Here is a 15399-nt window from a genome sequence, read left to right on the forward strand (position 1 = left end):
TCCCGGAACCGGTCGCCTGCCGCCGAGGCTGCGGGTTTGCAGGCCCGCAGCCTCGCTGCTCAACCTACCCCATATCGATCAAACAATCCCGGAAGTCTGCATGAGCGAAGCGAAGGCAGGCTGTCCGGGATCCCTTCCACGACCTTGCCGGCCAGAACAGCGACCAACCGTCACCCGACCGGCATGGATCCCGGCTCGCGGTCGCTGACGCTCCCTTGGCCGGGATGACGAGATGACAGCGGCTTCAGGCGAGCTTGGCGTCGAGTGTCACCTTGATGGCGCCGAGCGCCTTGGAGACGGGGCAGCCGGCCTTGGCCTGCTCGGCAAGCTCCTTGAATTTTGCCTCGTCGATGCCGGGCACCTTGCCGGTCAGCTTCAGGGCGCTTTCGGTGATCTCGAAACCGCCGCCGGCCGCCGGGCCGTAGGTGACGACGGCCTGCGCATCCAGCTCTTCGGCCGGCGTGCCGTTCTCGGCCAGGAAATGGGAAAGCTGCATGGCGAAACAGCCGGCATGAGCGGCCGCAATCAGCTCCTCGGGATTGGTGCCCGACTTGCCGGCCTCGTCCTGGAAACGACCCTTGAAGGAATAGGGCTGCCTGGCAAAGGCGCCGCTTTGCACATCGAGCGTGCCGGAGCCTTCGGTCAGGGTGCCTTTCCAGACGGCGGTTGCGTGACGGTTCATGACGGTCTCCTTCTTGGCAGACGGCAGGCGGTGCCTGCACGATGGAAGAGATAGTGCGCTTCGCCCGAACGGAAAGACAAGTGGCGGCTGGATTGAAACAGATGCAGCCAGGTCGAATGCCGTACAGCGATCCCCAAAGCCGGTTCCCGCTTTTCGGGACCAGGGTCTATTGGCACACGTCGACCCATTCGGCGCCGGTAAGCGTCGCGAGCCGTTCGGTCGGTACGCGCACTGCCGCATTGGTGGCGCCTGCGGCCGGCACCACCTCGTCGAAGGCGCGCAACGAGACGTCGCAATAGATCGGCAGCGGCGCGGGCAGCCCGAACGGGCAGACGCCGCCGATGGGGTGGCTGGTCAGTTCCGTCACCTGCTCGGCCTCCAGCATGCGCGCCTTGGCCCCGAACTGGTCGCGGAACTTGCGGTTGTCGATGCGCGCCAGCCCTCCGGCCACGATCAGCATGGGCTGCTCGCCGGCCCTGAGGCAGATGGTCTTGGCGATCTGCGCCGGCTCCACGCCATGCGCCTCGGCCGCCAGCGCCACCGTCGCCGAACTTCGGTCGGTGACGATGACTTCAAGGTCGGGAGCATGGGCCTTGAAGAAGGCGCGTACGGTATCGAGGCTCATGTGGCCACCTCCTAAAACAGCAGGACTGGATGGAAAATCAGTTCAGATCGGCTCGCCCTTCAACAGCCGCGGCGTGTTGCCGGACAGGCCGGCCGCCTGGCGGATGAAGAAATCCTTCAGGCGCGGCAGGCGCTCGACGAGGCCGAGGCCGAAGTCGCGCGCCGCGCGCACGGGCGCGACGTCGTTGGAGAACAGCCGCGTCAGCACATCGGTGGTCACGCCCATCTGCACCGTGTCGAAGCGGCGCCATTGCTGGTAGCGCTCCAGCACGTCGAGGGCGCCGATGTCCTGGCCCAGCCGGTCGGCCTCGACGATCACCTCGGCCAGTGCCGCCACGTCCTTGAAGCCGAGGTTGAGCCCCTGGCCGGCGATGGGGTGGATGCCGTGGGCGGCGTCGCCGGCCAGCGCCACGCGCGGCGCGACGAAGCTGCGCGACAGGGTGAGGCCGAGAGGCCAGGCGCGGGGCTTGTCCTCGACGCGGATCTCGCCCAGCTCCAGCCCGAAGCGGCGCTCCAGCTCGGCCTCGAAGATCATCTCGTCGCCCTTGACGAGCCGCTCGGCCTCCTCGGTGCGCTCGGCCCACACCAGCGACGAGCGGTTGCCCTTCAAGGGCAGTATGGCGAAAGGCCCGGCCGGGAAGAAATGCTCCACCGCGCGGCCGTTGTGCGGGCGCTCATGCGCCACGGTGCAGACGATGCCGGACTGGCCATAGTCCCAGTGCACGGTCTTGATGCCAGCCATGTCGCGCAGCTTCGAGCGCACGCCGTCGGCCGCCACCAGAAGGCGGGCGCGCAGCGTCGCGCCGTCGGCCAGATGCACGGTGATGCCGCCGCCGTCGGTCTCGAAGCCCTGCACGCCGACGCCCTGGATGATGTCGATGCCGAGTTCGGCGGCGCGCTCGCGCAGGGCGCGGTTGAGGTCGCGATTGGCGATCATGTGGGCGAAGGGCTCGCCCGGCGCCACCTCGCCGTCGAAGGTGAGGAACACCGGCCGCACCGGGTCGCCGGTGCGCGAATCGGTGATGATCATTTCGGTGATCGCCTGCGCCTCCGGCTCGATGCAGTGCCAGATGTCGAGCTGCTCCAGCATGCGGCAGGCGGCGGCGGCGATGGCCGAGGCGCGGCCGTCCTTCTGCCACACATCCGGCGGGGCGGCGTCGACCACCGCCACCGCGAGGCTCGGCCTTGCCTGCTTGATCGAGACGGCGCTGGCCAGCCCGACATAGCCGGCACCGGCGATCAGCACGTCGAGTTTCGATGATTGATCGGGCATTCCCGGCTCCTGCTGCGGCTGTCTTTTACCCATACCTACCAAATGCAGCCCGCCTGTTGGGAATTATTCCTCTGAATATCGGTATCATTCAGGCCGGTCTGCATTCTTTTGCGAAGGTTATCTCCCTCCCTGACCTCTCTCCACAAGGGGGGAGGCGAATCCGGCAGCGGCCCTGCCGGATCAAACATCGCCCGTTTGGTCTGCGGCGATGATGCAATCGTCCCCCGCCCCTTGTGGGGAGGGGGCAGGGGTGGGGATCACACCCAGGGAGAAACCGAGGCGAACCGCGAAGAAAGCGACATGGCATCCCCTGTCCTGTAAGCCATTAGCCTTGCCTCCACTTGACGGGCCGCCATGGCTGTTCGAAACCGGCTTCATCCTGATTGCGAAAAGGCGTGAATCATGACGGCGGCCATGGACGAGCTTCTTTCCATCCTCGACCTCGAGCAACTGGAGCACAATCTGTTCCGGGGCCGCAGCCCGGAAAGCGACTGGCAGCGCGTGTTCGGCGGCCAGACCATCGCCCAGGCGCTGGTCGCCGCCCAGCGCACGGTCGAGCCGGACCGGCATGTGCATTCGCTGCACGGCTATTTCATGCGTCCGGGCGACACCAAGCTGCCGATCGTCTACGAAGTCGACCGCATCCGCGACGGCGGCTCCTTCACCACGCGGCGCGTGGTGGCCATCCAGCACGGCCACGCCATCTTTTCGCTGGAAGCCTCGTTCCAGCATGACGAGGAGGGGCTGGAGCATCAGGTGCCGATGCCGCTCGACGTGCCCGAGCCGGACACGCTGATGTCGCAGAAGGAGCTGATCGGCCGGTTCGGCGAGAACGTGCCGGAAGGCATCCGCCGCTACTGGGAGCGCCCGCGCCCGGTGGAGATGAAGCCGGTGATGCTCAAGCACTATACGAGCCGCGAGAAGCTGGAGCCGAAGCAGAACATCTGGATCCGCACCAGCGGGCCGGTGCCGGCCGACCGCGCCCTGCAATCGGCGGTGCTGGCCTATCTGTCCGACATGACGCTGCTCGACACCTCCACCTTCGCCCATGGCCGCGCCGTCTTCGACCGCGACATCCAGGCGGCCAGCCTCGACCATGCCATGTGGTTCCACCGGCCCAACGCGCTGGACGACTGGATCCTCTACACGCAGGACAGCCCCTCGACGCAGGGCGCGCGCGGCTTCACCCGCGGCGCGCTGTTCGCCCGCGACGGCACGCTGATCGCCTCGGTGGCGCAGGAGGGGCTGATTCGGTTGCGGAGGGGGTAGGGGTAAGGGAGCAGGGGAATAGGGCAGTAGGGGAGGCTGGCCGCTGTGCCGGCGCCTTTGCAGCCCGGCCGTGAGGGGACACCGGCTGTCGCATCAGCCTTGATTCTGTGCATGTCGACGAATCTGCCTAAAATTTAGGCTAACGCCGTATGCCCATCGGCGTCATGGGCGCCGGGTGGAAAATTTTATCCGTTTGAAATCAGCAGCTTGAGCTTCCGTCCGCGCAATTGGCACGGAGCTTGATTGGCCCTTTGTGCCGCCGGCCCGCGTCGGGCCGGTGCCAGCAGAGGGTGAAGCTGATGAAAATCGTGATGGCTGTCATCAAGCCGTTCAAGCTCGACGAGGTGCGCGAGGCGCTGACGGCGCTTGGCATCGAGGGTCTGACCGTCACCGAGGTCAAGGGCTACGGGCGCCAGAAGGGGCATACCGAAATCTATCGCGGCGCCGAATATGCCGTGAGCTTCCTGCCGAAACTCAAGATCGAGGTCGCGGTCGCCGGCGACCTTGCCGACAAGGCCGTCGAGGCCATCCGCGCCGCTGCCCGCACGGGCCAGATCGGCGATGGCAAGATCTTCGTCTTCGGCATCGATCAGGCCGTGCGCATCCGCACCGGCGAAACCGACACCGACGCCTTGTGAGCGGGCGCGGCGATTCACTATGGAGAGATCAATGAAGTTTCCTTCCACTTTCGGCCGTGCGGGCGTTCTGGCCCCGCTCGTCCTGCCGGCCCTCGCGCTGGCGGCGTCGGCGCAGGAGGCCGCGCCCGAGGCGGCCGCCCCTGCCGCCATCCCGACCTCTGGGCTCGACAGCGGCGACACTGCCTGGATGCTGGTGTCCACCATCCTCGTCCTGTTCATGATCCTGCCCGGCCTCGCGCTGTTCTATGGCGGCCTGGTGCGGGCCAAGAACGTGCTGTCGGTGCTCATGCAGTGCACCATGATCACCGCCACGGTCATCGTGGTGTGGGTGCTGTGGGGCTATTCCTTTGCCTTCGGCGGCGGCACCAGCCCCTATTGGGGCGGGCTCGGCAAGCTGTTCCTCGTCGGTGTCGGACCCGAATCGGAATCGGGCAGTATCCCGGAACTGGTCTTCGCCTGCTTCCAGATGACCTTCGCCTGCATCACTCCGGCGCTGATCGTCGGCGCCTTCGCCGAGCGGATCAAATTCTCCGCCCTGCTTTTGTTCGTGGTGCTGTGGGTGAGCCTCGTCTATTTCCCGATCGCCCATATGGTCTGGGATTCCAGCGGCCTGATCTTCGGCTGGGGCGCGCTCGACTTCGCCGGCGGCACGGTGGTCCACATCAATGCCGGCGTGGCGGCGCTGGTGGGGGCGCTGATGGTCGGCAAGCGCGACGGCTACGGCCGTGACAACATGGCCCCGCATTCGCTGCCGCTGACCATGATCGGCGCCTCGATCCTGTGGGTGGGCTGGTTCGGCTTCAACGCCGGCTCGGCGCTGGCCGCCAACGGCACCGCGGCGCTGGCCATGATCAACACGCTGACGGCCACCGCCGGCGCGGCGATCTCCTGGGCGGTCGTGGAAACGCTGGCGCGCGGCAAGGCCTCGATGCTGGGCGCGGCCTCCGGCATCATCGCCGGCCTGGTGGCGGTGACGCCCGCAGCCGGATTCGTCGGTCCGGTGGGCGCCATCGTGCTCGGCGCGGTGGCCTCGGCCGTCTGCTACTGGTTCGTCGCCGTCGTCAAGATCAGGCTCGGCTATGACGATTCGCTCGACGTGTTCGGCGTGCACGGCATCGGCGGCCTTGTCGGGGCCATCGGCACCGGCTTCCTCGCCTCCTCCTCGCTCGGCGGCGTCGGCTATGCGGAAGGCGTGACCATGGCCGGGCAGGTGTGGACGCAGATCCTAGCCGTTCTGGTCACGATCGTCTGGTGCGGCGTCGTTTCGGCCATACTCTACAAGGTGGTCGACATGATCATCGGGCTGCGGCCCAGGCCGGAAGACGAACGGCAGGGGCTGGACATCAGCGCCCATGGCGAGGTGGCCTATCACTCATAAACCACCACAGGGGAACATCCCGGAAGGGAGCACAAAGAAGTGGGTGAGTCGCGATCGTGTCGCGGCGTTCTTCGGGGCCGGCTCGTCCGGCCCTTCTTTTTTTGCTGATTCCGGTCCGATTCGAGGCCTCGGCCGCCCGGATTTTCCCCACGCAAGCCCGCGATGGTTAACAAGTGGTTTCCGCGCCCGGCAAAATCGTGGCGTTTCTGCAACACACCTTTCGGATAGCAGCCGCAGAGGTTGTCATGGGTTGCGTTCGTTGTTGAACGCGGCGGCCCGATGGGTAATGTCGGTTTCGAAGGAGAGGCGCGGTGCGCGTCTTTTTCAGTAGTGGGGATGGGGCAGGGAACGCTGTCCTTCAGCAAAGAATAGCCCAGACCCGTTTTTGAACTTTTGACTGGAGGTCAGAAAATGAACATCAAGAGCCTTCTTCTCGGCTCCGCTGCGGCTCTCGTCGCAGTCTCCGGTGCGCGCGCCGCCGACGCTATTGTCGTGGCCTAGCCGGAACCCGCTGAATACGTCCGCATCTGCGACGTTTACGGCGCTGGCTACTTCTACATCCCGGGCACCGAGACCTGCCTCAAGGTCGGCGGCTATCTGCGTTACGACATTGGCGTGGGTGATGTGCTGGGTCTGGAAGGGCTGGACAAGAAAGATCTCTACAACGGCATTGAAGATTACAACGACACCTACTTCAAGCGCATGCGCGCTCAGCTCACCTTCGACGCCCGTTCGGAGACCGAGTATGGCACCCTGCGTGGCTTCATCTCCACCTATTTCCAGCGTGATTCTTTCGTGAATGCCGATGACTTCACGGACATCAATCAGGGCTGGGAGCTTGAGCACGCCATCATCCAGCTCGGTGGCCTGACTATCGCCTACACCGACTCGCTGTTCGAGACGCTGACCGACTCGGCCGGCTCCGTCATCAACGACGACATCGGCGTCAACTACACCCCCGGCAAGACCCACCTGATCGCCTACACCTTCGATGCCGGCAACGGCTTCTCCGCCACGGTCGGCGTGGAAGAAGGCAAGGGCGAAGCCTACACGATCGACTCCTACGTCCCGCATGTCGTGGCTGGCGCCTCGTTCACGCAGGGCTGGGGCAAGATCTCGGGCGTCATCGGTTACGACTCCGTCTGGGGTGAGATTGCCGCCAAGCTGCGTGTTGACTTCAACGTCAACGAAGCTCTGAGCCTCTGGGTGATGGCCGGTTATCAGGACTACGATTTCGATCGCGCTTGGGCTCTCGGCACTGCCACGACGCTCGCCAAGCCCAGCTACTATGGTGTCTGGGGCGGCGACTGGGCTGTCTGGGGCGGCGGCAAGTATCAGTTCAATGAGAAGGCTGCGCTGGACGTCCAGCTCGCCTATGACGATCATGAGAACTTCGGTGCTGCTGTTGGCGTGAACTACGAGCTCGTTCCCGGCTTCAACATTCGTCCGGAAGTTGTGTACGAATCTGGTTACGCGCGTGACATCAACGGCGACAAGGTCGGTGGCAAGCAGGACGGTTGGGGCGGTTACCTCCGCTTCCAGCGTTCGTTCTAAGATCGGTCTTACCGTCTGAACAGAAGAACCCGGCAGGCAACTGCCGGGTTCTTTCTTTTTTGTCGCCTTTCTCTCTCCGGCTGCTTCTTGGCTATCTTCCTTCGCGAGGAAGAAGAATTGGCATGGGCGTTTTTCCAGCTTAAGTTCCTTCCTCGGGGAAGAGGTGCCGAGCGTAGCGAGACGGTGAGGAGCCTTTACCCGTCGTCATCTGTGCTGTCCCCTGATCCCTCCTTACAAGGGGGCCGATAGGAGATGGGGCCTCTCAAAGGCGTCTTCTCCGCAGTCCGCGCTGCATGGTTAATGCGGCTTTAACCATCCCCTCGCTAGTTTGAGCCTCAGAGTCTGTCCGGCAGTCATGCCGGCGCATCGCGACCGATGAGGATCAATTCATGCGTTCAGGGGCTACCGCACGGCTTGCGCTGGAAGAACCGGCCTATGGCGGCTTGCAGGCATTCGCGCGCCGGCAGGCCGGCCGGGCCACGGGAATCGCGCTGTTTTGCTTTGTCGCCTTCGGCGTCGCCAGCCTGGCGACGTGGAACGTCGCCGATCCCAGCTTCAGCCATGCCACCGACAATGAAGTCACCAACGCCATGGGCTATGCGGGCGCGGTGTTCTCCGATCTCGCCATGCAGTTCTTCGGCCTGGCAGCCGTCGCGGGGCTGGTGCCGGCCGTGGTCTGGGGCTTTCTTCTGTTTTCCGCCCGCGGCGTCGACCGCCTGCCGAAGCGGGCGCTCGGCTGGTTCGGCTTCTCCCTGCTTGCCGCTGCCATGGCCGGCTGCGTCACCCCGCCGCCGACCTGGCCGCTGCCGACCGGCCTCGGCGGCGTGTTCGGCGACATGGTCCTGAAAATTCCCGGCATGTTCATCGGCGGCTATCCGAGCGGGTTGTTCGCGACGGGCATCGCCATCGTGCTGGCGGCGCCGGCGCTGTGGCTGTTCGCCTATGGCTCGGCCCTGATCGCGCGCCGCAACGGCTTCGCCGTCATGGAACCCGACGACGAGGAAGAGGTGGCCGATGCCGATTCGGTCCTGTTCGAGAAGGACGAGGACGAGGAGGACGGGCGCGGCAGCCTGCTGCTGGGCGTGCTCGCCCATTGGTGGCTGTCGGCCCGGGCGTGGATGCACCGTCATGCGCCGAAGCGCGCCGCGCATGACGACTATCCCGAGCCGCCGATGCAGCCGCGCGCCAGCGCCTGGCGCCAGGCGGCGGAACGGGTCGAATCGGCCGAGCTGGAAGAAATGCGCATGAGCCATGGCGGCCGCGCCCGCGTCGAGCCCGAATTCTTCGCCGAGATGGTCAAGCAGCAGCGCGCGCCCTCGCTCGATCCGCATGACGGCGATTTCTTCGACGATGGCGACGAAGGCGACCACTATTTCGATGACGTGCCGCCCGCCCCGGGGCAGGCCACCCATGTCCAGCCCTTCCGCTCGCCGGAAGGGGCTGCGCGGGTGGCGGCGCCTGCTCCCCGGCCGGCGCCCGGGGCGCGCGTGCAGCGCGAGGCGCAGACCTCGCTGATCGGCTCGCACGCCTTTGAAATGCCGTCGCTGCATTTCCTGTCCAACCCGCCCAATGTGGTGCGCGACCCCAGCCTGTCGGCGGATGCGCTGGAGCAGAACGCGCGCCTTTTGGAAGGCGTGCTGGAGGATTTCGGCGTCAAGGGCGAGATCATCCAGGTTCGGCCCGGTCCGGTGGTCACGCTGTACGAACTGGAGCCGGCGCCGGGCATCAAGTCGAGCCGCGTCATCGGCCTGGCCGACGACATCGCCCGCTCGATGAGCGCCATCGCCGCGCGCGTCGCCGTGGTGCCGGGCCGCAACGCCATCGGCATCGAGCTGCCGAATTCGCGGCGCGAGACGGTCTACCTGCGCGAAATCCTCGCCAGCCGCGATTTCGAGACCAGCAAGGCCAAGCTGGCGCTGGCGCTCGGCAAGACCATCAACGGCGAGGCGGTGATCGTCGATATCGCCAAGATGCCGCATGTGCTGGTCGCCGGCACCACCGGCTCGGGCAAGTCGGTCGCCATCAACACCATGATCCTGTCGCTGCTCTACCGAATGACGCCGGAGCAGTGCCGCCTGATCATGATCGACCCGAAGATGCTGGAATTGTCGGTCTATGACGGCATCCCGCATCTGCTGACCCCGGTGGTCACCGACCCGAAGAAGGCGGTGGTCGCCCTGAAATGGACGGTGCGGGAGATGGAAGACCGCTACCGCAAGATGTCCAAGCTCGGCGTGCGCAACATCGACGGCTTCAATGCCCGCGTCGGCCAGGCGCAGAAGAAGGGCGAGCAGATCACCCGCACGGTGCAGACCGGCTTCGACCGAGAGACCGGCGAGGCGATCTACGAGACCGAGCATCTCGACCTCGAACCGATGCCCTATATCGTCGTCATCATCGACGAGATGGCCGACCTGATGATGGTCGCCGGCAAGGACATCGAAGGCGCGGTGCAGCGGCTGGCGCAGATGGCGCGCGCCGCCGGCATCCACGTCATCATGGCCACGCAGCGCCCGTCGGTGGATGTCATCACCGGCACCATCAAGGCCAATTTCCCGACCCGCATCTCCTTCCAGGTGACGTCGAAGATCGACAGCCGCACCATCCTCGGCGAACAGGGCGCGGAACAGCTCCTGGGCATGGGCGACATGCTCTACATGGCCGGCGGCGGCCGCATCCAGCGCGTGCACGGCCCCTTCGTCTCCGACGACGAGGTCGAGAAGGTGGTGGGCCACCTCAAGCTTCAGGGCGTGCCGCAATATCTCGATGCCATCACCGAGGACGACGAGGACGACGACGAGCTTTCCGGCAAGGGCGGCTCGGGCGGCGGCGGCAATTTCGAGGATTCGGACGATCCCTACGACCAGGCTGTGGCGGTGGTGCTGCGCGACGGCAAGGCTTCGACCTCCTACATCCAGCGTCGTCTCGGCATCGGCTACAACCGTGCCGCCTCGATCATCGAGCGCATGGAGCAGGAGGGGATCGTCGGGCCGGCCAACCATGCCGGCAAGCGCGAGATCCTGGTGCCGACCGAGGAGGACAAGTTCTGACCAGCTTCATGGAACTTTCCGGCCCGGTCAAACTTAAGCCCAACTGAAAGCAGATACGGAATTTCGAAGGGCAGACGAGACGAGAGCGAGACGAACGATGAAACAGACCTTTGCCGCGATTGCCGACAGCACTCCCTCGCGCCGCCAGTTTCTTGGACTCGGACTGGCGTTCGCCGGCGCCGCCGCGCTCAATGTCGTGCCCGGCTTCCATCTGCTCGCTTCGGCCCAGGCCGCCGTTCCCGAGGCGGCGCAACGCATCGCCGACCATTTCTCGTCGGTGAAGTCGATGGCGGGCGAGTTCGTGCAGTTCGGCCCCAAGGGCGAACAGACCGGCGGCAAGTTCTTCCTCGAACGGCCGGGCAAGATTCGCTTCAACTATGAGGGGGCCTCGAAGTTCCGGGTGATCGCCGACGGCAAGTCGGTGGTCATCCTCAACCAGAAGCTGCGCACCTCCGACCTCTATCCGCTGTCGAAGACGCCGCTCAAGCTGCTGCTCGACAACCGCATCGACCTGTCGGGCGACAAGGTCCGGAGCGTCAAGCAGGAAGACGACCTCACCACCATCCAGCTTGCCGACAAATCGGTGTTCGGCAATGCCATGATCACCATGATGTTCGATCCGAAGACCTATGAACTGCGCCAGTGGACCATCACCGATGCGCAGGGCAAGGACACCACGGTGATGATCTTCAACGTGCAGGAAGGCGTGCGCTTCGCCGCCGACACCTTCGCCATCGACTATCGCGCCAACCGCGTGCTCAACAGCAAGGGTCCGTAAGGCGGCAGCACCTGTGGAAATTGTGACGGGGCGTGCGGCAAAGCGCGCCCCGGCTTGTTTTTGGGCCGCGGCGCTGACATGGTCCGCGCCATGTCGTTCGCCCTTGCCACCTGGAACATCAACTCCGTGCGCCTGCGCATGCCGCTGGTCGAGCATTTCCTGGAGCGGTACCAGCCGGACGTGCTGTGCCTGCAGGAAACCAAGTGCCCGGACGACCTGTTTCCGCTCAAGCCTTTCCGCAAGCTCGGCTATGAGCATTTCGCCATCCATGGCCAGAAGGGCTATCACGGCGTCGCCACCATCGCGCGGCGGCCGTTGGAGATCGTGGAGAAGCGGCGCTTCTGCGAGATCGAGGACAGCCGCCATGTCTCGGTGACGCTCGATGCCGGATCGCGGAAGATCCTGCTGCACAATTTCTACGTGCCGGCCGGCGGCGACGAGCCCGATCCCGAGATCAACCGCAAGTTCCGGCACAAGCTCGACTTCGTCGAGGAAATGCGCGCCATCCGCGCCGCCCATGACGAGGTGTCGGGTTCCATCCTGGTCGGCGACCTCAACATCGCGCCGCTGGAGCACGATGTCTGGTCGCATAAGCAATTGCTCAAGGTGGTCAGCCACACGCCGGTCGAGACGACCAGCTTCGAGGCGATGCGCGAGGCCGGCGAGTGGGTCGACCTGATGCGCCACGGCATTCCCTATGAGCAGAAGCTCTACACCTGGTGGAGCTACCGGGCGCGCGACTGGGAGGTCTCGGATCGCGGCCGGCGCCTCGACCATGTGTGGTCGTCGTCCAACCTGGTGCCCTATTTCGCCGGCTACGAGATCCTGCGCGAGGCCCGCGGCTGGGAGCGGCCGTCCGACCATGTGCCGGTGATTGCGCGGTTCGATCTCTGACAGGGCCGGATTTCGGGGGCGCAGGCTTTCTGTAGCCGTTTGCCCTGTTTGAAGGTTCCGGCATGGATCCCGGCTCGCGCTCGCTTCGCTCCCTTGGCCGAGACTGGCAAGGGTCAGTCGTCGAAGCGGGGGGCCATGCCCTCTATCCGTGCGACCAGCCGCTTGAAGCGGTCGAGGATGCGGCCGTGCAGATGCACGGCGACGTCCGGATATTCCTCCAGGATGCGGCGGAACATGGGGCGGTTGAGCCGCAGCACCTGCGTGTCGGCCTGGGTATAGGCGCTGGTCATGCGGCGCGTGTCGGCGATCAGCGCCATCTCGCCGAGGATCTCCCCCGCGCCGGCCACGGCAATCGGGGTGCGGTCGGGATCGTCCTCGTGATAGAGGGCCACGCGGCCGGAGATGACGATATAGGCGCAGTCGGCCTCGTCCGCCTCGCGGTAGAGCTTGCGCTCGGCCTGCAACGCCGTCGTCTCGGCACCGAAGGCGAGCAGGCGCAACTGTTCCCGCGTGAAATCCGCAAAAAGCTCCACGCCAGACAGGATGCGGATGTCATCATCCAGCGCCATCAGCTATGTCCCCGTATCGACAGGCCGTTTTCCCCTTCTCCAGACGACCCGCCCCGAATCGTTATCGGTTAGTACACCTTAGAGCGCCGTGCGTCCTTTCGGGCGCACAAAGACGACTTTTTCCTTGAATCGCCACCTCACCCCAAGTTTTTGTTTTTGACACATGATCTTGCGCGAAAAGTCTGCAACTTTTCGGGGATCATGCTCCAAATTGATTAAGGAACCAGCTTGTAGCCTCCACTTTCGGTGACGAGAATCTCGGCATTGGACGGGTCGCGCTCGATCTTCTGGCGCAGGCGATAGACATGGGTTTCCAGCGTGTGGGTGGTGACGCCGGAATTGTAGCCCCACACCTCTTCCAGCAGCACGTCGCGGGTGACGACCTTCTGGTCGGCGCGGTAGAGATATTTGATGATCGCGGCTTCCTTCTCGGTCAGCCTGATCTTGCCGCCGCGCTGGTCGATGAGCAGCTTCTGGCTGGGCTTGAAGGTGTAGGGGCCGACCGAGAAGGTGGCATCCTCGCTCTGCTCGTGCTGGCGAAGCTGGGCGCGGATGCGGGCCAGAAGCACCGCGAAACGGAACGGCTTGGTCACATAGTCGTTGGCGCCGGCTTCCAGCCCCAGAATGGTGTCGGAATCGGTGTCGTGGCCCGTCAGCATGATGATGGGCGCCTTGAAGCCGCCCTTGCGCAGCATCTTCACCGCCTCGCGCCCATCCATGTCGGGGAGGCCGATGTCCATGATGAGCAGGTCTATCAGGCCGTTGCGCACCGTCGATATGCCGCGCGCGGCGCTGGCTTCCTGCAGCACGTCGAATTCCTCGTAGAGCGACAGTTGCTCCACCAGCGTCTGGCGCAGGTCGTCGTCGTCGTCGACAATCAATATGGTCCGTGAGGTCATGGATCAGTCCGTTGCTCTTGGTACTCTGCGGCCACCAGTTGACCGATGCGGCTTTTTGCGGAAGGTGACCGTTTCAATCGCCGATCACGCTGATTTGTTCCGTGGCCAGATCATACAAGAAAATACGCGGACGCAATGCCGCGACAGAAACTTTCCCCGGCAGCCTTGCCACCATGGTGGTGCGGGCGCGGCCCGGCAAGCCCTCGCAAGGGCTTTTGCAGGCCGGTCCGCTGGTGTTTGCCTGCGCGCTCGGCAAGGGCGGCATCACCTCCCGCAAGCGCGAAGGCGACGGCGCGACGCCGCTGGCCGCAATGCGCATCCTGTCCGGCTATTTCCGCAACGACCATTTCGCGGCGGCGCGCCGGACGCGCTTGCCGATGGCGGCGATCGAGGCCGGTCTCGGCTGGTGCGACGCGCCGCAGGACCGCAACTACAACCGCCCGGTGCGGCTGCCCTGCAAGGCGAGCCACGAGACCATGCGGCGCGCCGATCATCTCTACGACGCCTGCCTGGTGCTCGACTGGAACATCGCGCCGCGCAAGCGCGGCCGCGGCAGCGCCATCTTCTTCCATCTGGCGCGGCCGGGCTACACGCCGACCGAGGGCTGCGTGGCCATCAGCCGGCGCGACATGGCGCGGCTCCTGCCGCATCTGTCGCGGCGCACGATTCTGAAGGTGGTGCGCTAGGGCCGCCTACTTGCCGGTGAAGCGCCACACCGTGGTGCGCTTGACCTCGGCGTCCTCCAGTGCCCGCGTCACCGGCACTTCGTAGACGGCGCGCTTTTCCAGGCCGGTTTTCGGCAGGTAGGAGCGGCCGGGGTCGCCGACCAGGATTTCGGCGCCGCGTGCCCTGAGCGCTTCGAACCACGGCACCAGCCGGTCCGCGAAAGGCTTCTCGTAGAACACGTCGCCGGCCAGCACCACGTCCCATCCCGCATCCGTGCCGATGAGGTCGGAACCGTCGAAGGCAATGGAAACGCCGTTGGCTTCGGCATTGAGGCGGATCGCCGTCTCGCAGAACGGATCGATGTCGGCGGCTGTGACCCGCGAGGCGCCGGCGCGTGCCGCGGCGATGGCGACGAGGCCGGAGCCGGAAGCGAAATCCAGCACGGTCCTGCCGCGCACGATTTGCGGATGGTCGATGACATGGCGGGCAAGGCCCTGTCCGCCGGCCCAGGCAAAGGCCCAGAACGGCGGCGGCAGGCCGATCTCGGCCAGTTCCTCCTCGGTGCGCCGCCACAGATCATGCGCCTCGTCGGCGAGGTGCAGGGCGATTTCCGGCACATGCGGGGGTGAAAGCAGTGCCGTGTTGGCGCGGATGAAGCGTTCAGCCGTCCGCGCCGTCAGCTTCATGGCGCGGGGACGAGGCCGCCCATGCGGCAGACTTCCTGCCACTCTTCGGGCGTAACCGGCTGTACGGACAGCCGGCCAAGGCGCACCAGCGCCATTTCCGACAGGTTCGGATTGGCCTTGATGTCGGCCAGCGTCGGCGGGCTGGGCATGTCGCGCACATAGCGGATATCGACGCATTCCCAGCGCGGATCGTCGGTGGTGGTATCGGGATGGGCGAGCGCGCAGACCTCGACAATGCCGACCACGTTCAGCCCCTCATTGGAGTGGTAGAAGAAGCCGAGATCGCCGACCTGCATGGCGCGCATGTTGTTGCGGGCGGCGTAGTTGCGCACCCCGTCCCATTGCTCGCCCTTCTTGCCCTTCTTCTTCAGGTCGTCCAGCGAGAATTTGAACGGCTCGGATTTGAACAGCCAGTAGTTCATGTCAGCCCCTCTGTCAT

General features: G+C 65.2%; 14 protein-coding genes and 1 pseudogene. 8 read left to right on the forward strand and 7 right to left on the reverse strand.

What is annotated here, in order from left to right; translation table 11 throughout:
* Nucleotides 1-244 precede the first annotated feature (244 nt).
* The 3 genes from ABID37_RS25425 to ABID37_RS25435 all read right to left on the reverse strand — a co-directional run bounded on the left by ABID37_RS25425 (nt 245) and on the right by ABID37_RS25435 (nt 2579).
* Nucleotides 245-682 carry an OsmC family protein gene (locus tag ABID37_RS25425; protein ID WP_354199774.1) on the reverse strand — a complete coding sequence of 146 codons (438 nt, stop codon included), beginning with the start codon at nt 680-682 and terminating at the stop codon, nt 245-247.
* 166 nt (nt 683-848) lie between these two features.
* A complete protein-coding gene (locus ABID37_RS25430; protein WP_354199775.1) occupies nt 849-1307 on the reverse strand; it encodes a YbaK/EbsC family protein in 459 nt (152 codons plus the stop codon).
* 42 nt (nt 1308-1349) lie between these two features.
* Nucleotides 1350-2579: a ubiquinone biosynthesis hydroxylase gene (locus ABID37_RS25435; protein WP_354199776.1), complete on the reverse strand. Its 1230-nt coding sequence runs from the start codon at nt 2577-2579 to the stop codon at nt 1350-1352.
* A gap of 402 nt (nt 2580-2981) precedes the next feature.
* Between ABID37_RS25435 and tesB the strand changes: the two genes are divergently transcribed.
* The 7 genes and pseudogenes from tesB (at nt 2982) to ABID37_RS25470 (ending at nt 12140) form a co-directional block, all read left to right on the forward strand.
* Nucleotides 2982-3848, forward strand: coding sequence for an acyl-CoA thioesterase II (gene tesB / locus ABID37_RS25440; protein ID WP_354199777.1), 867 nt, complete (start codon nt 2982-2984; stop codon nt 3846-3848).
* 299 nt (nt 3849-4147) lie between these two features.
* Nucleotides 4148-4486 carry a P-II family nitrogen regulator gene (locus ABID37_RS25445; RefSeq protein WP_354199778.1) on the forward strand — a complete coding sequence of 113 codons (339 nt, stop codon included), beginning with the start codon at nt 4148-4150 and terminating at the stop codon, nt 4484-4486.
* Between the two features lie 31 nt (nt 4487-4517).
* Nucleotides 4518-5864: an ammonium transporter gene (locus tag ABID37_RS25450; RefSeq protein WP_354199779.1), complete on the forward strand. Its 1347-nt coding sequence runs from the start codon at nt 4518-4520 to the stop codon at nt 5862-5864.
* A 411-nt stretch (nt 5865-6275) separates the two neighbouring features.
* Nucleotides 6276-7418 (forward strand): annotated as a pseudogene (locus tag ABID37_RS25455) (porin).
* Nucleotides 7419-7807: 389 nt separating this feature from the next.
* A complete protein-coding gene (locus ABID37_RS25460) occupies nt 7808-10468 on the forward strand; it encodes a DNA translocase FtsK (protein WP_354199780.1) in 2661 nt (886 codons plus the stop codon).
* A gap of 97 nt (nt 10469-10565) precedes the next feature.
* Nucleotides 10566-11246, forward strand: coding sequence for an outer membrane lipoprotein carrier protein LolA (locus ABID37_RS25465; protein WP_354199781.1), 681 nt, complete (start codon nt 10566-10568; stop codon nt 11244-11246).
* Between the two features lie 90 nt (nt 11247-11336).
* Nucleotides 11337-12140: an exodeoxyribonuclease III gene (locus ABID37_RS25470; protein WP_354199782.1), complete on the forward strand. Its 804-nt coding sequence runs from the start codon at nt 11337-11339 to the stop codon at nt 12138-12140.
* Nucleotides 12141-12253: 113 nt separating this feature from the next.
* Here ABID37_RS25470 and ABID37_RS25475 read toward each other — a convergent pair whose 3' ends face one another.
* Both ABID37_RS25475 and ABID37_RS25480 read right to left on the reverse strand, forming a co-directional pair.
* Entirely contained in the window at nt 12254-12709 is a 456-nt protein-coding gene (locus tag ABID37_RS25475; protein ID WP_354199783.1) for a cyclic nucleotide-binding domain-containing protein, read from the reverse strand.
* Between the two features lie 215 nt (nt 12710-12924).
* Nucleotides 12925-13608: a response regulator transcription factor gene (locus tag ABID37_RS25480; RefSeq protein ID WP_354199784.1), complete on the reverse strand. Its 684-nt coding sequence runs from the start codon at nt 13606-13608 to the stop codon at nt 12925-12927.
* An 89-nt stretch (nt 13609-13697) separates the two neighbouring features.
* On the opposite strand from ABID37_RS25480, the gene ABID37_RS25485 reads away from it, so the two are divergent.
* The gene (locus ABID37_RS25485; RefSeq protein WP_354199798.1) at nt 13698-14294 is read left to right on the forward strand and encodes a L,D-transpeptidase family protein; all 597 of its coding nucleotides are present in this window, start codon (nt 13698-13700) and stop codon (nt 14292-14294) included.
* A 6-nt stretch (nt 14295-14300) separates the two neighbouring features.
* Here ABID37_RS25485 and ABID37_RS25490 read toward each other — a convergent pair whose 3' ends face one another.
* A complete protein-coding gene (locus ABID37_RS25490) occupies nt 14301-14960 on the reverse strand; it encodes a class I SAM-dependent methyltransferase (RefSeq protein WP_354199785.1) in 660 nt (219 codons plus the stop codon).
* Nucleotides 14957-15382, reverse strand: coding sequence for an EVE domain-containing protein (locus ABID37_RS25495; protein WP_354199786.1), 426 nt, complete (start codon nt 15380-15382; stop codon nt 14957-14959). The genes ABID37_RS25490 and ABID37_RS25495 overlap by 4 nt, the downstream gene beginning before the upstream one ends.
* Nucleotides 15383-15399: the final 17 nt, after the last annotated feature.

It is taken from the genome of Aquamicrobium terrae (assembly GCF_040545735.1).
In the GTDB taxonomy this organism is placed as follows: domain Bacteria; phylum Pseudomonadota; class Alphaproteobacteria; order Rhizobiales; family Rhizobiaceae; genus Mesorhizobium; species Mesorhizobium terrae_A.

What these genes read in the sequence shown, in the direction of transcription:
- ABID37_RS25425 (WP_354199774.1), bottom strand. Translation starts at nt 682, where the DNA reads ATGAACCGTCACGCAACCGCCGTCTGGAAAGGCACCCTGACCGAAGGC.
- ABID37_RS25430 (WP_354199775.1), bottom strand. Translation starts at nt 1,307, where the DNA reads ATGAGCCTCGATACCGTACGCGCCTTCTTCAAGGCCCATGCTCCCGAC.
- ABID37_RS25435 (WP_354199776.1), bottom strand. Translation starts at nt 2,579, where the DNA reads ATGCCCGATCAATCATCGAAACTCGACGTGCTGATCGCCGGTGCCGGC.
- tesB (WP_354199777.1), top strand. Translation starts at nt 2,982, where the DNA reads ATGACGGCGGCCATGGACGAGCTTCTTTCCATCCTCGACCTCGAGCAA.
- ABID37_RS25445 (WP_354199778.1), top strand. Translation starts at nt 4,148, where the DNA reads ATGAAAATCGTGATGGCTGTCATCAAGCCGTTCAAGCTCGACGAGGTG.
- ABID37_RS25450 (WP_354199779.1), top strand. Translation starts at nt 4,518, where the DNA reads ATGAAGTTTCCTTCCACTTTCGGCCGTGCGGGCGTTCTGGCCCCGCTC.
- ABID37_RS25460 (WP_354199780.1), top strand. Translation starts at nt 7,808, where the DNA reads ATGCGTTCAGGGGCTACCGCACGGCTTGCGCTGGAAGAACCGGCCTAT.
- ABID37_RS25465 (WP_354199781.1), top strand. Translation starts at nt 10,566, where the DNA reads ATGAAACAGACCTTTGCCGCGATTGCCGACAGCACTCCCTCGCGCCGC.
- ABID37_RS25470 (WP_354199782.1), top strand. Translation starts at nt 11,337, where the DNA reads ATGTCGTTCGCCCTTGCCACCTGGAACATCAACTCCGTGCGCCTGCGC.
- ABID37_RS25475 (WP_354199783.1), bottom strand. Translation starts at nt 12,709, where the DNA reads ATGGCGCTGGATGATGACATCCGCATCCTGTCTGGCGTGGAGCTTTTT.
- ABID37_RS25480 (WP_354199784.1), bottom strand. Translation starts at nt 13,608, where the DNA reads ATGACCTCACGGACCATATTGATTGTCGACGACGACGACGACCTGCGC.
- ABID37_RS25490 (WP_354199785.1), bottom strand. Translation starts at nt 14,960, where the DNA reads ATGAAGCTGACGGCGCGGACGGCTGAACGCTTCATCCGCGCCAACACG.
- ABID37_RS25495 (WP_354199786.1), bottom strand. Translation starts at nt 15,382, where the DNA reads ATGAACTACTGGCTGTTCAAATCCGAGCCGTTCAAATTCTCGCTGGAC.